This window comes from Shewanella sp. NKUCC05_KAH (genome assembly GCF_019345585.1).
Classification (GTDB): domain Bacteria; phylum Pseudomonadota; class Gammaproteobacteria; order Enterobacterales; family Shewanellaceae; genus Shewanella; species Shewanella oncorhynchi.
This window is the reverse complement of sequence record NZ_JAHKQZ010000001.1, coordinates 286,430-303,145: the sequence shown is the minus strand read 5'-3', so window position 1 is coordinate 303,145 and position 16,716 is coordinate 286,430. Positions and strand designations below refer to the sequence as shown.

General features: G+C 46.9%; 14 protein-coding genes. 1 reads left to right on the top strand and 13 read right to left on the bottom strand.

Annotated features, from left to right (window positions below; all coding sequences use genetic code 11):
• The first annotated feature begins 484 nt into the window (after positions 1-484).
• Positions 485-931: a GNAT family N-acetyltransferase gene (locus KO533_RS01295; RefSeq protein WP_006086284.1), complete on the top strand. Its 447-nt coding sequence runs from the start codon at positions 485-487 to the stop codon at positions 929-931.
• A 315-nt stretch (positions 932-1,246) separates the two neighbouring features.
• Here the strand turns inward: KO533_RS01295 and KO533_RS01290 are convergent, their stop codons facing one another.
• From KO533_RS01290 to KO533_RS01230, 13 genes are all read right to left on the bottom strand, one after another.
• Positions 1,247-1,582: a YdbL family protein gene (locus KO533_RS01290; RefSeq protein WP_006086285.1), complete on the bottom strand. Its 336-nt coding sequence runs from the start codon at positions 1,580-1,582 to the stop codon at positions 1,247-1,249.
• A gap of 24 nt (positions 1,583-1,606) precedes the next feature.
• A complete protein-coding gene (locus tag KO533_RS01285; protein ID WP_028759774.1) occupies positions 1,607-1,825 on the bottom strand; it encodes a YnbE family lipoprotein in 219 nt (72 codons plus the stop codon).
• A gap of 13 nt (positions 1,826-1,838) precedes the next feature.
• Positions 1,839-5,276, bottom strand: a complete 3,438-nt coding sequence (locus tag KO533_RS01280; RefSeq protein WP_219252539.1) for a YdbH domain-containing protein — start codon at positions 5,274-5,276, stop codon at positions 1,839-1,841.
• 346 nt (positions 5,277-5,622) lie between these two features.
• Positions 5,623-6,810: an aromatic amino acid transport family protein gene (locus tag KO533_RS01275; RefSeq protein ID WP_219252537.1), complete on the bottom strand. Its 1,188-nt coding sequence runs from the start codon at positions 6,808-6,810 to the stop codon at positions 5,623-5,625.
• Between the two features lie 517 nt (positions 6,811-7,327).
• Positions 7,328-7,969 (bottom strand): bifunctional phosphoribosyl-AMP cyclohydrolase/phosphoribosyl-ATP diphosphatase HisIE, encoded by a 642-nt coding sequence (hisIE, locus tag KO533_RS01270; protein WP_219252533.1) that lies wholly within the window; start codon positions 7,967-7,969, stop codon positions 7,328-7,330.
• Positions 7,970-8,058: 89 nt separating this feature from the next.
• Entirely contained in the window at positions 8,059-8,832 is a 774-nt protein-coding gene (gene hisF / locus KO533_RS01265; RefSeq protein ID WP_006081894.1) for an imidazole glycerol phosphate synthase subunit HisF, read from the bottom strand.
• A complete protein-coding gene (gene hisA, locus KO533_RS01260) occupies positions 8,814-9,551 on the bottom strand; it encodes a 1-(5-phosphoribosyl)-5-[(5-phosphoribosylamino)methylideneamino]imidazole-4-carboxamide isomerase (RefSeq protein ID WP_105252643.1) in 738 nt (245 codons plus the stop codon). The genes hisF and hisA overlap by 19 nt, the downstream gene beginning before the upstream one ends.
• 70 nt (positions 9,552-9,621) lie before the next feature.
• Positions 9,622-10,431 (bottom strand): imidazole glycerol phosphate synthase subunit HisH, encoded by an 810-nt coding sequence (gene hisH / locus KO533_RS01255; protein WP_219252532.1) that lies wholly within the window; start codon positions 10,429-10,431, stop codon positions 9,622-9,624.
• A 31-nt stretch (positions 10,432-10,462) separates the two neighbouring features.
• Positions 10,463-11,554 carry a bifunctional histidinol-phosphatase/imidazoleglycerol-phosphate dehydratase HisB gene (gene hisB, locus KO533_RS01250; protein WP_219252531.1) on the bottom strand — a complete coding sequence of 364 codons (1,092 nt, stop codon included), beginning with the start codon at positions 11,552-11,554 and terminating at the stop codon, positions 10,463-10,465.
• A gap of 114 nt (positions 11,555-11,668) precedes the next feature.
• On the bottom strand, positions 11,669-12,865 hold the full coding sequence (gene hisC, locus KO533_RS01245) for a histidinol-phosphate transaminase (protein ID WP_219252525.1): 1,197 nt from the start codon (positions 12,863-12,865) through the stop codon (positions 11,669-11,671).
• Positions 12,866-12,955: 90 nt separating this feature from the next.
• On the bottom strand, positions 12,956-14,278 hold the full coding sequence (gene hisD, locus KO533_RS01240; RefSeq protein ID WP_219252523.1) for a histidinol dehydrogenase: 1,323 nt from the start codon (positions 14,276-14,278) through the stop codon (positions 12,956-12,958).
• A gap of 3 nt (positions 14,279-14,281) precedes the next feature.
• Positions 14,282-15,181, bottom strand: coding sequence for an ATP phosphoribosyltransferase (gene hisG / locus KO533_RS01235; RefSeq protein ID WP_219252521.1), 900 nt, complete (start codon positions 15,179-15,181; stop codon positions 14,282-14,284).
• A gap of 770 nt (positions 15,182-15,951) precedes the next feature.
• Entirely contained in the window at positions 15,952-16,512 is a 561-nt protein-coding gene (locus tag KO533_RS01230; RefSeq protein ID WP_219252517.1) for a hypothetical protein, read from the bottom strand.
• Between the last annotated feature and the right edge of the window lie 204 nt (positions 16,513-16,716).

Here is a 16,716-nt window from a genome sequence, read left to right as displayed (position 1 = left end):
TTGATCCACATAGATCGGTTTGCCATGGCATTTACTCGGCGACTCGCAGCGAGTCCATCCGTGGATGCTCGACCGCCCCGTCCATGGGGCGGACGGTCGTCTCGCCAATCACCATGGCGCACCTTTTAGCATTTGCGTAGTCTGCGGGTTCAAATGGCGAGAGCTTGCATTTGATGATGGTTTTAAATTTTCGTTTTTTCAATGGAAAATATCGAGCAAGAATATCGCTTTGTTGTTCATGGCAAAGTTAATGTATTAATAATACTATTTTTGGGGTATCCGTTAATTTACATACCGTGCCAACCAGTTTCTCGTATATAAAGTCTCTTTTTTTACATAATAAAGTGATTGAAAAATCATCAGAATGGATGCTAAGTTTCTGGCCTATTCAAATTATTTATTCGGAATGTTCGAAACCTAACTATTTCTTGCTAGGTTTTTACGAGGAGTCTGGGTAATAAACTGTTATCTGTTTGGTGGAAAGATGGAATATAACGAAGTCAAAAGTAGCGAAATTCCGATAGACTTATTGCTCGAAGCAGACCCTTCAGAAGTTAACATTGCAACGTATTTATCTGATTCTTGGTGTTTTACTGCATCAGATAAAGGCCAAATACTTGGTGTTTGTGCCGTTAAATCTCAGAATTCGACTCTTGCTGAAATCTACAATGTTTCTGTGTACCCAGAGCATCAAGGCCGTGGTATAGGCTCTGAATTATTGAAATTTACTCTAGCAAATTTACCGATGAAAGGTATAAAAAGAGTTGAGCTTGGTACAGGTACATTTGGCTATCAACTGACATATTATCAACGTTTCGGCTTTCGCGTAGAGTCAGTGGTAAAGGACTATTTTCTACTCAACTATCCTGAACCTATTTTTGAAAATAGCATCCAGCATAAAGACATGTTAAGGCTTTACGTACTGATTTAGTTACTTAGATTACACGCGCTTCAAGAGGGACTGTCAACGTGTGGCGTTTTCAGTTCAAATTGGATGTTGTGTTTGAATGAGGTTACCCGATCCGATGCACTGCATGGATTTGTCGATGTGATTAAGCACAATCACGTAAGTGATCGTTCATGATGGTCGAGCTTATAGGTATGTTTTTTTACTAGGAAATAGGACGGCGAGTGACAGGAATGAGTGTGCATAATCAAACTCCACCAATAAAAACGCCTGCAATTGCAGGCGTTTTGTTTATATTTATTCGTTTTGCTTTTACGCGCTAGAGCCTTAGAAAGCGGACTACTTTTTAATCCATTTGCCTTTGGCATCTTGTACATAGTTGCCTTTATCTGTGGCGGCTATGGCTTTTTCGCCGGCGAGTTTAGCAACGTCGGCTGGTGAGAGTTTGTTCTTCTTAGCGATGGTTTCGTAGTGGGCGCGGCGTTTGTTATTTACGTCGTCCATCACGGCTTTGGCTTCGGGATTGGCTTGCACTAATCCTAAGTAGCCGTTGGCTTGTTCGCCTAAATAGCCCTGTGATTTAGCTTCTTGAAGTGACATGGCAAAGGCGCTTAGGCTTAAGACGCTGAGGGTTAATAGCAATAATAACTTTGTTTTTAGTCGGATTGATTTCATGGTGATTCCTCAATTCTTATTTAATTAGAACAGCTTATCGTCTGACAGGAGTTGGTCTAATTCCTTATCCACTTTGATCCGTATCTCATGTTCAATTTTCACATTGAGATTGATAACGATAGGTTTATCCGGCGGTTCTATTTTGACTGTGGGCGTACAGCCCTGCAATGAGGCTAGGGCTACCAATGCGATAAGTGCGCTTCGGGTACCTATGCTAATTTGCTGTAATTGAATTATCTTCACTGAGGTTTCCTTGTTACTTCACTGATTTTTCGATTCTGTCCTGCAAGTCATTACCAATTTGCAGACTTCTAAATAATTGCAGCATGTTCTCTTCGTGGGAGTAATTCAAGTGGATAGGACGTTCAATCCCTTCACCGCGGCCTTTTACTTCGACGAGTAGTTTAGCATCACCAGCTTGGTCCATATCAAAACTGCTTGATAATTGGCTGTATTGTAAGTGTTCTAACGTTGAAAAGACAAAGTCTAGATACGGTTGGGATTGGCGCATCTGCTCAACGGCGGGGTTGCCTGAGATAGCGATGAGGCCGCCGGGTGCGCGCGCGGCTAATTGCCCGCCAGTGATCGACACTTTGCCGTTGATTAAATCGACGGGCAACACGCCATCGAATATGCCGTCGGCATAGATGCCAATTTGTGGTTGAATGCGCAGGACCTCTTCCAGACTCATGGCCTGCAGCAGCAGATAGGCATGGGATTTATCCTGCAATTTAAGATTAAATTCTGGCAGCAGAAACTGGCCGCTGAGCACTTTGCCTTTGGCGGTCATGGAAACATCGGTGTCACTTAAGCCTGTGAGTTGTTGTATCCAATTGTCGGGCAATTTCTCGGCATCTTTGCCAAGGACGATATCGGCTTCCACTTCGATATCGGTCAGTGGGAAGCCAGGATCAAATAAGTTAAAGGTCATCAGCGTCTGCGGGCAATTGAGCTTACTGAGGCTGCTAAAATAGCCTTTATCCTGCGGCTTGTTATGAGACTCTTTTTTATAAGATTGCCCCCAAGTGAACTCACATTGCGCTTGCAGTTTTCCCCCCTCAAAAATGATGTCTTTATAAAAGCCTTCAAGTTCTGTCATCGATTGAGTTATTTGCATGGCAAATTGGGTCTGATCGCGCTGTTGGGTTAAATTAAACTGCGCCTGTAATTGGTTATTACCTGTGACATTAAGCTCAGATGGTAAGGGTTGGGTTTGATTGAGCAAGGCCAGCGCCTCGGTCATGCTAGTGTTGACTACCCATTGGCCCGTTAACACTAAGGGATTGTTCGCGGTGGCAAGGTTCAACTTGTGTTGGCTTTGCAGCTCAACTGTGCCCACTTGCCAATGCTCATCACCAAAGAGCGTGTTATTTTTCCAATCTAAGCTTTGTGCCAGCGTTAACTTGTCCAGCTTAAGTACGGTTTCTTTGCGGCTGCGGCCTTTGCTGCTGAGCTGTTTTTCGATATTTAGCTGACTGGCTTGCCATGCGAGTTGATTATGCCAAGTGGTAGCGAGCAGCGAGTCGAACAGCGCTTCGATATCGGGTTTAAGTTCGAATGACATGGCTTTTTGTAATGCAATCGAGAAACTGCCCGCATTCATATCGGTTTTCGTTATGATGCTAGTGCTAGCATTTTTATCCGCATTAGCCTCAGTGACTACATCATCTGTCACTAAAGTCTGTTTGGTCTGCGAAAAATACAGTTGCTCCAGTGCTAAGGTTAAAGGTGGTATGGCAAGGGTTAACCTATTTGCGGTATCAGATGTGGGCACTGAGCTTTGCGCTGGACTGACTTTCTGAATGCTAGTGTTTTGAATACCAGAACTCTGAGTATGAGTGCTTTGCTGCGAGCTTATATTCAGCGGCGCAAGGGCATTTATCGCGATACTACCAAGGCTAAACTCTGCATGTTTAGCCGCATTTTTATTTTGCGTGCTAATACGCTTAAGCTCACCCACGGCGAACTGTAGCGTGTTGCCAGTATTTTGTTTTATTGATTGTGTCAGTTCAGTCGATTCGGTAGCGGCAGTGATAAATTGCCAATCGGTTGAACTTGGCGTCTGAAGTAAGTTAAATGTGCCTGCTGTCGTTAACTGACTATTATTCCAGCTAAAATCCTGCGGAGGATTTGCCCACAATTCAGATAATTGCATTGAGCCTGTTTGCCTCGTACTAAAGCGCCAATCTGTTTTGAAGGACAGTGCTTCGATTGATTTTGTGATTTCAACATTGGTTAAATCGACTTGGGTATCTAGCTTACTGCCTAAGGTCTTAAGCTTCACTCGAGGAAGTTTAATCGCAAGGGGATTAGCTAAGTGCACATCTTGCGGAATTTGAGTCAGCGGGTAATGCAGGGCTTCAGGCAATGTCAGTACGATTCCCACTGGTGTATCTGTACTTTTGAGCCCCGATAGCAGCTTAGCGATTTGACTCGCTAGCGGATAAGGCACTTGCTCTGCTATCGGTTGAGATACTGGTTCAGATACTGACTGAGATGAAGGTTTAGCCAGCGTCTCATCGAGCAGTTGCATCAATCGCTGTTGCTGGGCGGTATTGGGGCTCACAGCTAAGCTAAAGGGCTCTAGTTTTAGGTCAAGTTCGGCTAAATGTCCGGCAATTTTAAATGCTAACTTAGGTTTTGACACAAGCTCGGGTTTAGGTGCAAGTTGCAGCGCAGCCAACTGATTAAAGGTCAGCTTTGGCTCGATTAACTGATGCTCACTGATAAGCTCGCCTGAGGTTAATGTAATACTGCTGTTGGATACCAATTGGCCTTGTAAATCAATTGCTAACGCTTGCCACTCTTTATCAAGCTCAGTTAACGGACTCAGTACACTGTCTTGCGCTTGCCTCAGGCTGATTTGATGCAAGCTCGCAAGCAGCGGCGCGAGCTGGATTTGACTCATGAGTTGCCATTTGTTGGTTTCGAGTGTGGCTTTAAGTGTGGCTATGCTTTCGCCTGCGTGACTAAACTCGCTGTTGATTTCCCCCGCGCCGTTGAGGCTCAACTTGTCCATCACCAACCGATAGACGGGTAAATCATTTTGGGTGTTGAGATGCTGGGCTTTGAGAATAAGACTGGTTTTTCCGATATCTATGAGTGGTAATGATTTGATATCTAAGGCCAATGCGGGGCCTTGTTTATCGATGGCATTTCGATTGGGTAAAAACAGTGATTGCCCTAACTCGACTTCAATATCACCTGTGGATATTTGGGTGATTTTTTGAGTGAGGTAAGAGGCTTGGCTGAACTGTTTAAGTTCGGCAAAACTCTGTGGCCAGTCAAGTTTTAGCTGAATATTCAAATCATTAAGCCTGATATAGCTATCATGCACCCTCAGATTGGCAGAAGTAATTCGCCAATGTTCTAACTGACTTTGCCCTAATTCAATGTCAATCAGTTCGCTGTCCATACCTGTGAGGGCAAAATTTGCCGCCCGTATGATGAGTTGTTCAGCCTGGGTATTCACAATCCAAACAGTTAACGCCACGCCCGCCAAGATGCCCGTTAAGCTGGTCGCCAATAAGGTTTTTTTTAGGGGGAATTTACGGCGATTTTGCGCAGCAACATGAGTATCCGTTCCAAAATCTAAAGCACCACTGCGAGGGCCTGCAGATATCTCCGTTGCCTCGTGCTGAAGTGCCTTGCTATCAGAGGCATTGCCACGGCTTGGCTTGTTGTGGATTGGCATTGGGTTTGATATTTATCCTTATTGACTGAGCCCTGATCAAACTCGTGCCTTAGCAGTGCAAAAATACACGAATGTGTATATTTCATTGGCACTTTTACTTTGTTCGGTTACTTCGGAGCGTTTGATTCGGGGCTGTTGCTCCGGAGTTATCGCATCGGAGCTCTTATATCGCGCACGAGCACCTGAGGCAGTTTAACACTCACGGGCTTAGCTGACTAATGTGAAAGGATCATTGAATAGACAAGCGCCTGCTGTCAATAGTTGAGGTTTTACAGGCTCTTGTACTTAATCTGTTATTCGGGCTAGCTAACTTTTAGTTCACTCACTCTTGGTGAGTGAATTGCGGCTAGCTAAATATCTGGGCGGCGATCACTACAATTCCGCAAAGTGTGGCGAGCATTAAGGCTAACTTTCCGCCCGCAACGCGGTAACCCGTCGGCATATTGGCAGCGTCTCGCATCTGGCGTTGTGTCCACACCATGGCCACAGGTAAAAAGATGGCGAGGATCACCAGCGCAATCGCCGCGTAACCCAGCGCTGTGATAAAACCTTGAGGGTAGAAGAGGGCAAAACCTAAGGGCGGTAAAAAGGTGATAGCCGCAGTTAAGCTTCGACCTGTTGCATTATCTTCTTGCCTTAAGCTTGAGGCCATAAAATCGAACAAACCTAAACTCACCCCTAAAAACGAGGTCGCAAGGGCGAGATCGGCAAATAGACTTATAGCGCTACTTAAGTATTCACTGTGCAGCACACTTGCCAGTTGATTGATAAAGCTCGATAAACTCTGGTTTTCGAGCAATTGACTTTGGCTCAATACGCCTTGACTGCCCAGTTGCCACAAAAGGTAAATCACTAATGGCAAAGCCGAGCCAAACAACATGATCCTGCGCAGGGCTTTGACTTCAACGCCTAAGTAGCGCACCACTGATGGAATCGAACCGTGAAAACCAAAGGAGGTAAAAATCACTGGAATAGCCGTGATAATTAGGCCTTGGTTGAGCGGGAGTTCGAGCAAATGTGGGCTTTCAACCTGCGGCAGTAACAAGGCCAACATAAGCAATAATGCCAATAGCTTAAGGGCAAATAAACCGCGATTGATGAGATCAACACAGTGGGTTCCCATGCCCACAATGGCGCCAACCAGCAGGGTGAATAGGATTGCACCCGCCTGCGGTGGCAAATTTAGTCCTAGCCAAGTGCTCAGCTTTTGGTTCACTTGCTCGCCGCCGCCAGCAATGTAGGCGGCGCAGAGGGCGTACAGTAAAAACATTAGGGCGCTATTGGCGATCAACTGGCCCTTACGACCCAATAAGCGTTGCGCTAAGTGATTAAGGCTGGCATCGCTGGGGGCGAATTGATGGATTTCCACCATAAGCAGTGCCGTGTAGGCCATCAGCGCCCATAGGATGAGCATAATGGCGGAGGAGGTGCCAAAACCGAGTCCAGCCGATGCGATAGGCAAAGCCAGCATACCCGCGCCGATTGTGGTGCCGGCGATAAGCAGTAAACTGCCGAAAATTTTATTCTGTGTCATAACATGATCTCAAAAGCGTGTTGCAAGAAAAAGAGATAAAGACTTGATCCTAAAGCAACTGTCTTAAAGAATTTTGATGCGATTCAAGCACAAAATGATTTAAGCAAATGAGACAGTGGCGCTCAGCGGATCCGAAAGGATATGGCCACAATGGAAGGTCAGGCGAGGTGCCTATCTATGCCATTGCGGCTACAGATAGGGATAATAAAAGGGTGTGAAACACATAAAACTTGCCTTAGCGTGTGTTGAGTAAAAACGGATAAGTGTTTTGATGCCTTGCCTTAATAACCTAACGGCAACGGAGGTTACCATAGGGAACCGAACTGTACTTGTCAACCATTACAACAGTATTTTGATTATTTTTTGTTATAGGATTAAGGCGCAAGATATTCATTGATCACATTGCGGCAATGGCACTTGAGGGAATCGCGCGATAAAAAATGCCGCCGACTTGATTTAAGCGGGCGGCATTTTTAGCGGTAAAATCGATAGTAAGACATCAGGAACAGTGAGCAGATTATGCTTTGCTCTGCAGCGCCTTTTCATGTCTTGCCAACAAATTTGCTGTGATGTCACTGAGGCTTAAGTGTTGATCCTCAAGCAATACCAGCAGGTGATAGATAAGATCAGAGGCTTCGTTAACCAACTCTTCCTTATCGTGGGTCGCAGCGGCAAGGGCGGTTTCAAGACCTTCTTCTCCGACCTTTTGGGCGATACGTTTTGTGCCGCGCGCAAACAAAGACGCCGTGTAACTGGAATCGGCACTTTGCCCTTTACGTGAGGCGATTAAGCTGGCGAGGTTGTTCAAAAAGGGGTGCGCATTGTCATCTAACCAGCAACTTTCGGTGCCTTTGTGGCAGGTTGGGCCGTTGGGGAGCACTTGCACTAACAGGCTATCGTTATCGCAGTCTTTATCGATAGCGACCAATCTTAGCGTATTGCCAGAGGTTTCACCCTTGGTCCATAAGCGCTGTTTTGAACGGCTGAAAAAGGTGACATCACCTGTGCTCAAGGTTTTTTCCAGCGCGGCCTTATCCATATAACCGAGCATTAATACCTTGCCCGATAAATGGTTTTGGATAACGGCAGGAATAAGCCCATCCTGTTTATTCCAATCCAGCTCGCTAAAATCCAACTTAGTGTTTGTTTGCGTTGACATAGTATTCACTCTTAATCTGTTTGTAGAACCTAGAACCTAGAACCTAGAACCTAGAACCTAGAACCTAGAACCTAGAACCTAGAACCGCTCTAGCGTCTAATCGCGATCCCTTCGGCCGCTAAATAGGCTTTTAATTCACCGATGTTGATAATCGCCTTGTGGAATACGCTCGCCGCCAGCGCCGCATCGACCTTAGCTTCAATAAATACATCGCGAAAATGCGCCATAGTCCCTGCACCGCCAGAGGCAATTAAAGGTACGTCACAGATGGCACGAACAAGACTTAACTGCTTGATATCATAGCCGCCGCGCACGCCATCTTGGTTCATCACATTGAGCACGATTTCACCACAACCTCGTTTCTGTACTTCTTCAACCCAGTCTTGGGTGAACCACTGGGTATCCTTAGTTGCCGCTTCATCGCCGGTAAATTGCTTTACCTTATAGCTGTTGCTGGTGGCATCGAAAAAGGAGTCGATACCAATCACGATACATTGGCGGCCGAACTCGTCCTGCAGGCGCGAGATCAGACTCGGATCAGTTAAGGCGGGCGAGTTAATCGAAATCTTATCCGCCCCAAAGGCTAATAATTCACGGGCTTGGCTAATGGTTTTAATGCCACCTGCCACGCAGAAGGGAATATCAATCTGCTCCGCCACGCGGCTCACCCACGATTTATCGACCACACGTTCGTGGGCGCTGGCGGTAATGTCATAAAACACCAGCTCATCGGCGCCTTCTTCGGCATAACGCGCGGCTAAGGGCACGATATCGCCGACAATTTCGTGGTTACGAAACTGCACGCCTTTCACTACTTTACCGTCTTTTACATCTAAACAGGGGACTAGTCGTTTGGCCAGCATTGGATTGCCTCCGCCACGTTAAACTGATTGATAAGCAAGGCTTTACCGATAATGATGCCCGCAGCGCCGCTGTCTCGCACGGCGCTCACATCATCAAGGGTCGCAATACCGCCAGAGGCTTGCCAAGCGATGTCGGGATAGATGGCTGCAATTTCTTGATAAAGCGCGGTATTGGCGCCCGTTAAGGTGCCATCACGGCTAATGTCAGTTACAAGCGCGTGCTTTAAGCCGACCGCGCTAAAGGTTTCTACAAGGGATTCTAAACTCTTACCGCCACCACTTTGCCAACCGGATACGGCGACCATTTTCTCACCGCTCTGGTTGATATTGACATCGAGTGCAAGGCAAATCGCTTCGCTGCCGTATTTGATAAACCATTGTTTGACTAACTCAGGTTCTTTCACCGCAAGTGAGCCAATTACCACTCGTTTTACACCGATAGCTAATAATTCAGTGACTTGCTCTTCTGTACGGATGCCGCCGCCCACTTGAATATTGGCGTTTAGTCCCGCCACTAATTCACTGATAAGGCGAGTTTGGCGTTTAGCGGGATCTTTCGCGCCCGTTAAATCAACGATATGCAACCATTTCGCCCCTTGTGCCTCGTAGGATTGCAACTGCGCCAAAGGACTTAAATCAAAGGTGGTCTGCTGGCCGTAATCGCCTTGATAAAGGCGGACGACATTGCCATCAATTAAATCAATCGCAGGAATAATCATAAGCTCATATCCTTGATTGATTTATTTTTAAGTTGTTCATTAGTATTTAGTTTTTTATTGAGTAATTTATTCATTGGTCAGCCTTCTTTACACCAGCTTGGCCATCAGCAGAGTTGCTTCGCAGCGCTTTGTTCATCAGCGCTTTGTTCATCAGCGCTTCGTTCATCAGCGCTTCATCCATCTGTAAAAAGTTACGCAGAATTTGCGCGCCCACGGCGGCACTTTTTTCGGGGTGGAACTGCACGCCCATAAAGTTGCCTTTGCCAATGGCGGCGCTAAAGCCTTCACCATAGGAACATTGGGCTAAGGTAAATTCACTCAACGGCGCGCGGTAACTGTGGACGAAATACACATAACTGCCATCTTCAATGCCCGCAAATAGCGGGTGAACGCTAGGGGTTTTGGCTCCTTGTGAGTTTGTCGTTAGCTTAAGTTGGTTCCAGCCCATGTGCGGCAAAGGTAGGCTTTCAGCTTTGAGTAACTGCGTATCCAGCTCACAAATGTCGGTTGGGATTATGCCTAAGCACTCGCAATCTTGACCTTTTCCGCCGCGCTCCTTAGAAATCGCCGCCAACATTTGCATGCCAAGGCACACGCCCAGCACAGGTTGAGTCAGGCCTTGAATAAGTTCGACTAAACCTTTTTCATGTAAGGACGCCATGGCGGCTCCCGCTGTGCCCACTCCCGGTAGCACCACACGTTTTGCCGCTTTGATTTTGGTTTTATCGTCTGTGACCAACACCTTAGCGCCTAAACGCTCGAAGGCGAAACGTACTGAGTTTAAATTGGCGCAGCCCGTGTCTATGATGACGGTTTCAGCATCTGATGATTCATTTGCTGTTAATTGCTGGCCAGCTGTTAATAGAGTGTCTTGTTGCATCCTAACCTCTTAAACGATTTATGCTGATGCCTTAAAGCACGCCTTTACTCGATGGCAGAATATCGCCTTCGACTTTAACCGCTTGGCGCAGCGCGCGGCCGAGCACTTTAAACAGGGCTTCAACCTTGTGGTGATCGTTATCGCCCTGCGTCGATACATGTAGCGTACAGCGCAGGCCGTCGGCAAAGGAGCGGAAGAAGTGTGGCACCATTTCTGTGGCCATTTCGCCGACGTGCTCACGCTCAAAATCGGCCGAGAACTTGATAAAAGGACGACCAGAGATATCCAGCAGACATTCACCCTTGGCTTCGTCCATCGGCAGACTAAAGCCGAAACGGGCAATACCGCGTTTGTCGCCGAGCGCTTGGCGCAGGGCATCACCTATGGCCAGCGCAGTGTCTTCGACGCTGTGGTGATCGTCGATTTCTAAATCGCCATCGACTTTCACATCCATTCTAAAATTACCGTGGGTGGCAATTTGATCGAGCATGTGGTCGAAAAAGCCAATGCCTGTGTCGATTTTGCCTTTAACGGGGCTGTCGAGATCCACTGTCACGCGAATATCGGTTTCTTTGGTGGTACGTACGACCGTGGCGGTGCGGCCTTTATTGAGCAGCGCATCAGCGATGGCATTCCAGCCCAACGTTTCGCGTTGATATTTCAGGCTTTTAATGCCCATGGCATTGCCGAGTTCCACATCGGTCTCGCGATCGCCAATCACCGCCGATTGGGTGAAATCGATGCAGCCTTGGGTGAGATAGTCTTTTACTAGCCCAAGCTTAGGTTTACGGCAGCTGCAATTTTCATCATTAAAGTGCGGGCAAATCACCACATCTTCAAAGTTAACCCCTTGGCTTTTGAGGATTTGCATCATCATATTGTGGGGCGCATCGAAATCTTCCTGCGGGAAAGACGGTGTGCCAAGGCCGTCTTGATTGCTGACCATGACTAAACGAAACCCAGCCTTTTGCAGACGTAGCAAAGCGGGGATCACCTGTGGCTCGAACACTAATTTCGCTAGACTATCGACCTGTTTGTCGGTGATGGGCTCTTCAATCAAGGTGCCATCGCGGTCGATAAACAGAATTTTTTGTGCAACGTTCGGGATAAATTGTGGGTTCATGGCTCTACCTTCAAATTCAATTCGTTTAGCTAATGCTTAACCTGATTTAACTTTCAGCGCCGCATTCGCTTTTTATTAGTTTTTTATGATCAGAGATTTATTATCAGTGACTTATTATTCGTTTTCTGATGACTGCTCAGTGCGTTGCGATTCAAATAAATTCACTAACACATCGGTATCCGCCTTTGAACTAAAGCTAAAGCGGATAGCTTTGGCAAGCCTTGGGTCTTTGTAAGCGCGGGCGACAACACCGCTGCCTTGCAGTAATGCTGCGACCTTAGCTACATCATCAAATTCAGCCAGCACATAATTGCCGTTAGGCTTAAGCACGCGGGCGCGGGACTCTGAACTATTCGATTTTGAACAATAAGCGCTGATCGCCGCTGTGAGTCTGGCGCCTTGCTCATTTAATTGTGCGACTTGCACTTTCATCCGCGCAATGCCAGCGCTTGATAGCGCCTGTGTGGCGACTTCACTCACGGGCAGCGGCACAGGATAGGGCGCAATCACGCGCATAATGATTTCGACTATGGCCTCGTTTGCCAGCATAAAACCACAGCGTGCGCCGGCAAGTGCAAAGGCTTTTGACAGGGTGCGCAGTACCACTAGATTCGGATAGCTTTCCAGCAAATCCGCCACACTGTATTCAGGGCAAAACTCAATATAAGCTTCGTCGATGACCACAAGCGCGTCGGGCAAGGCTTTGATTGCTTGCTCGATAATAGCTTTGTCGATCACTGTGCCAGTCGGGTTATTGGGATTGCAGATAAACACCAGTTTTGCGCCGCGAACGTCCTCGGCATAGCTTGTCGGCAAGCCATATTCCGCGCTGAGATTTAACGCTTTAACGCCCACATTAAAGGTGTTCGCGCTGATGGCATACATGCCGTACGTCGGGCCAAAGCAGGCAATGCTGTCGACGCCTGGTATACAAAAGGCGCGAATTAACAGTTCAATCGCTTCATCGGCGCCGCGGCTGGCGACTATCTTGCTGGTGCTCACGCCGCTATATTCGCTGTAGGCACTGATAAGCTGCGGCGGTTGGCATTCTGGGTAACGATTCAATTTCGATAAATCGAGCGCTGCGGTATCGACATTATTAAAGGGCGATTCGTTGGCATTGATCCAAATATCACCACGACCGCCCAGTCTGCGGGCACTCTGGTAGGGCGTTAAATCCAGTAACTCAGGGCGCGCTAAACGCTCGGCTAAATTTAGTGGCGCCGATTGCGTTAACGTTGATGGTGTTAACTTTGATGCCGTTAATGCTGTGGGTTCTGCTGTCTTTTCCATGCTGCTCATTTGGCTCATTTTCTTCACTCAGCTCTATTTTTATAAACTTAAGGGCTAATCACTTAAGAGTTATTCACTTAAGTGCTAATCACTTAAGATCTAGGCGGGTCATTTCTCTAGGCTAGCTAAACGTACTGCGATCGCATTTTTGTGCGCATCGAGCAATTCGTTACTGGCTAACGTCATGACTGCTTGCCCCAATCCTATTAAGCCCTTAGCGCTGAGTTCCTGCACGGTAAAGCGGCGGCTAAAGTCGGCTAATGACAGGCTCGACACGGCGCGGCTGTAACCGTAAGTCGGTAGCACGTGGTTGGTGCCACTGGCATAATCGCCAACAGATTCAGGTGTATAAGCGCCTAAAAATACCGAGCCCGCCGCGCGAATGTTTTTCAGTACCTCACGGGGAAAGCGCGTTTGAATGATCAAGTGCTCAGGCCCATATTGATTGGAAACCTGCGCGGCTTGCTGCATATCGTCCACAACAAAAGTGCGACTGCTGAGGAGCGCCGTTGTAGCTATATCACAACGCGGCAGGGCAGCAAGTTGTCTTGTCAGTGCGTCATTGACGCCATTGGCGATCGCTTGCGAGTCTGTCACTAAAATCACTTGTGAATCAGGGCCGTGCTCCGCTTGCGAAAGCAAATCGGCGGCGATAAATTCGCAATTGGCGTCGCTATCGGCAATCACCAACACCTCAGAAGGACCAGCCGGCATATCGATACACACAGTGCAGCGGCCATCCTGTGACACTAAGCGTTTAGCTTCAGTCACGTAGCGATTACCTGGGCCAAAAATCTTATCGACCGCGGGAATAGTTTCTGTGCCAAAGGCCAGTGCCGCAATGGCCTGCGCGCCACCCACTTGATAAATTTCAGTGATCCCGCAGGCATTGGCGGCATAGATAATGGCATCGTTGATCGGCGGTGGGCTGACCAATACTCTTTGTTCGCAGCCGGCGATCTTGGCGGGCAGGGCGAGCATCATCACGGTAGAAATTAATGGCGCGCTGCCACCGGGGATATATAAACCCACTTTTTCAATCGGTTCGCTACGTAGCTCGCAACGTACTCCCGCCTCGGTTTCCATATCAATCGGACGAAATTGCTGGGCGCTGTGAAACACATCTATATTCGCCATGGCTTTGGCGATCGCCGCTTTCAGTTCTGGTGATACCCGTGCGCTTGCCGCAGCAATCTCGGCTTCATCCATGCGCAGCTCGCCACTTCCTTGTCCATTTAAATTTTTGGTCGCGCTATTGAAGCCATCAAACTTTTGATTAAATTCGGCAATGGCGGCATCACCCCGTGTTGCCACCGCATCGATAATGGCGCGAACGCTTTGCTCTAAACCGCTATCACCAATTAAGGGCGAGCGTTTCAGCGCCGTTTTCTGCTCGGCGGTTGATAAGGTTGACCAAGTTAGGATTTCCATAGATTACCCCATCATTTTTTCGATTGGCATTACCAGAATCGAGCTGGCACCGAGTGCGGTCAACTGTTCCATGGTATCCCAGAACAAATCTTCGGTACTGACGGCGTGTATAGCAACGCGGTTAGTATCATCATTTAATGGCAATACGGTTGGGTTTTCAGCGCCGGGCAGCAGGGCGACGATTTGATCTAAGGTTTCAGTTGGCGCGTGCAGTAGGATGTACTTGCTCTCACGGGCGCGGATAACGCCGTTGACGCGGGACAGAATTTTGTCGATGAGTGCTTGTTTAGTCGGCGATTGGGTTTGGGTCGATTGAATAATGCAGGCCATAGAGCGGTAAATCACTTCGGTTTCGTATAAACCGTTGGCCTCTAAGGTGGCGCCCGTCGACACGAGATCACAAATCCCATCGGCAAGGCCGGCACGCGGGGCGACTTCAACCGAGCCTTTTAACATACAGTCGCGATAAGTTATGCCTTTTTGTTGCATAAAACGGCGCAGCAGGTTCGGGTAAGACGTGGCGATGCGTAATCCTTCTAACGAGGAGGCATCGGCGTAACTGAATTCTGTTGGTACGGCTAACGAGAGGCGACATGATCCGAAATCTAACTGACGCAGTTTGAGGCAATCTGCGGGTTTATTCAGGGTTTGACGCTCGATTTGTTCCTCTTCGAGCACGTTTTCACCTATGATCCCCATATCAACCACGCCGTCCATCACCAATCCTGGGATATCGTCATCACGAACGCGCAGTAAATCGATAGGCATATTGTCAGAATGAGCGATAAGACGTTGTTCATTAATGGAAAACTTAACGCCACAGCTTTTTAGTAGCTGCTGAGAATCAGTAGAAAGACGGCCAGATTTTTGGATGGCGATGCGTAAACGGTTCGATTCAGTCATAGTGTTATCTCGCTCAAAAGTATCAAAATTAAAAGATTCAAAATGTGTTGTTTAATCGGTTTAATACGCCTTGCCATTCAATGGGCTCTAGCTAAGAACTCTAGTTAAGTGCTCTAGCTAACGTATTGATAATTTATTAAATATCTAAAAATTTTTTATTTAAATTAAAACCAAAATTAACGTCTAAATGCAAAAACCCCCGGAATTCCTTCCAGGGGTTTATGATCATCTTGAATCAGTCCGCCAGAAGGATATAGTCCTCCGGCAGTGAGCGTCCGAAGGCTACCGCATATGGTGGTGATGGTGGTGGATAGCGTTCAGTAGTGGGCTCATTTTACTCTCTCGGTATTTAACTTTATTGGCTTAACTGCTCGAAATACAGTGAAGCGTTGAATTCGTTGTTACGGACGTCTACCCGTATAAGTGGATTTAAACTAACCGCTTTTATGAGCCTTTGCAACAGCCAATTTGAATTAAATGAGAATATTTATGCGTTTTTGTGAAAGGCAGAAGGTTATCGTTAAATAAAGTTATTGAGCATTTTTGTTGGGGGGATGTTGAAAGTGGATGGAAATGTGTTGGAAGTCGTGCAGGGGAACTGTAACTTGAGTTGTGAGCATTTGCTGATATTCATTAATACAGGCTTGCCATGGTGTTCACTCACCGACTCGCAATGCTCGACCGCCCAGTCCATGGGGCGGACGGTCGTCTCGCTAATCACCATAGCGCACCTTTTTAGCATTAGCGTAGCTGCCTCACACCAAGTTTTGTTAGGTTTGTAGTTGGTCGAGCATATTTAAAGCTGATTCGCTAAATATGCCATCCTCAAGCTGTGTTGTCGTGAGACTGAAATAGCGCAAAACCTCGTAATATGTTTCTCTGGTTTGATGAATTAACAATTTCAATTCGTTAGGAGTTATAGCGTTGGCTTTGAGAACTAAACTTTCGGTATGCGATAAATCCGAATGTGCCACTGTTTTACTACGGATATCTAGAACTTTTTTTACTAACTCTGAATATGGTTTTAACTGATTTTCTATCGTCTTAACTAATTCGAGATGACCGAATGACCGTAAATTCACTTTGAGTGTGCTAAAGCTTGATGATCGGGTATCTGGATCAAATATTCTGCCTAAAGCTAAATACATAGTGATGGCATGCGCTTCATATGATGCATGTAAAAAATGATTAAAACGTTTAGATGCAAATTCATTTTTGAACTTTGACCTATTTTGAGAGTATCCAAGCTCCCACCAGATTTCGCGGTGTCTTACAGCTTCATCTATAGATATTTTAAGGTCATTAATGACTTTTAATGTTTCATTGTTCATTAAATAATAAACCTAACGTTTGAATGAACTTTTAGGCATTTGCGAGTATCCATTCCAGAATCTCCGCCAGCGTGAGATTGGCTTCGAGTCGAACATAGTATGGCGGCATTTTTTGCATCTCTACGGGATTCTCAGTAAGTGAGCGTGACGATATTATTGCTAAGCCACCCATGATATAAAACATAGCCTACAACACCTAAGTCG

Coding starts and splice junctions, on each gene's coding strand:
- hisF (WP_006081894.1), bottom strand. CDS start 8,832: ATGCTGGCCAAACGACTAGTCCCCTGTTTAGATGTAAAAGACGGTAAA.
- KO533_RS01280 (WP_219252539.1), bottom strand. CDS start 5,276: ATGCCAATCCACAACAAGCCAAGCCGTGGCAATGCCTCTGATAGCAAG.
- hisC (WP_219252525.1), bottom strand. CDS start 12,865: ATGAGCCAAATGAGCAGCATGGAAAAGACAGCAGAACCCACAGCATTA.
- KO533_RS01290 (WP_006086285.1), bottom strand. CDS start 1,582: ATGAAATCAATCCGACTAAAAACAAAGTTATTATTGCTATTAACCCTC.
- hisH (WP_219252532.1), bottom strand. CDS start 10,431: ATGCAACAAGACACTCTATTAACAGCTGGCCAGCAATTAACAGCAAAT.
- hisG (WP_219252521.1), bottom strand. CDS start 15,181: ATGACTGAATCGAACCGTTTACGCATCGCCATCCAAAAATCTGGCCGT.
- hisIE (WP_219252533.1), bottom strand. CDS start 7,969: ATGTCAACGCAAACAAACACTAAGTTGGATTTTAGCGAGCTGGATTGG.
- hisB (WP_219252531.1), bottom strand. CDS start 11,554: ATGAACCCACAATTTATCCCGAACGTTGCACAAAAAATTCTGTTTATC.
- KO533_RS01230 (WP_219252517.1), bottom strand. CDS start 16,512: ATGAACAATGAAACATTAAAAGTCATTAATGACCTTAAAATATCTATA.
- hisA (WP_105252643.1), bottom strand. CDS start 9,551: ATGATTATTCCTGCGATTGATTTAATTGATGGCAATGTCGTCCGCCTT.
- hisD (WP_219252523.1), bottom strand. CDS start 14,278: ATGGAAATCCTAACTTGGTCAACCTTATCAACCGCCGAGCAGAAAACG.
- KO533_RS01275 (WP_219252537.1), bottom strand. CDS start 6,810: ATGACACAGAATAAAATTTTCGGCAGTTTACTGCTTATCGCCGGCACC.
- KO533_RS01295 (WP_006086284.1), top strand. CDS start 485: ATGGAATATAACGAAGTCAAAAGTAGCGAAATTCCGATAGACTTATTG.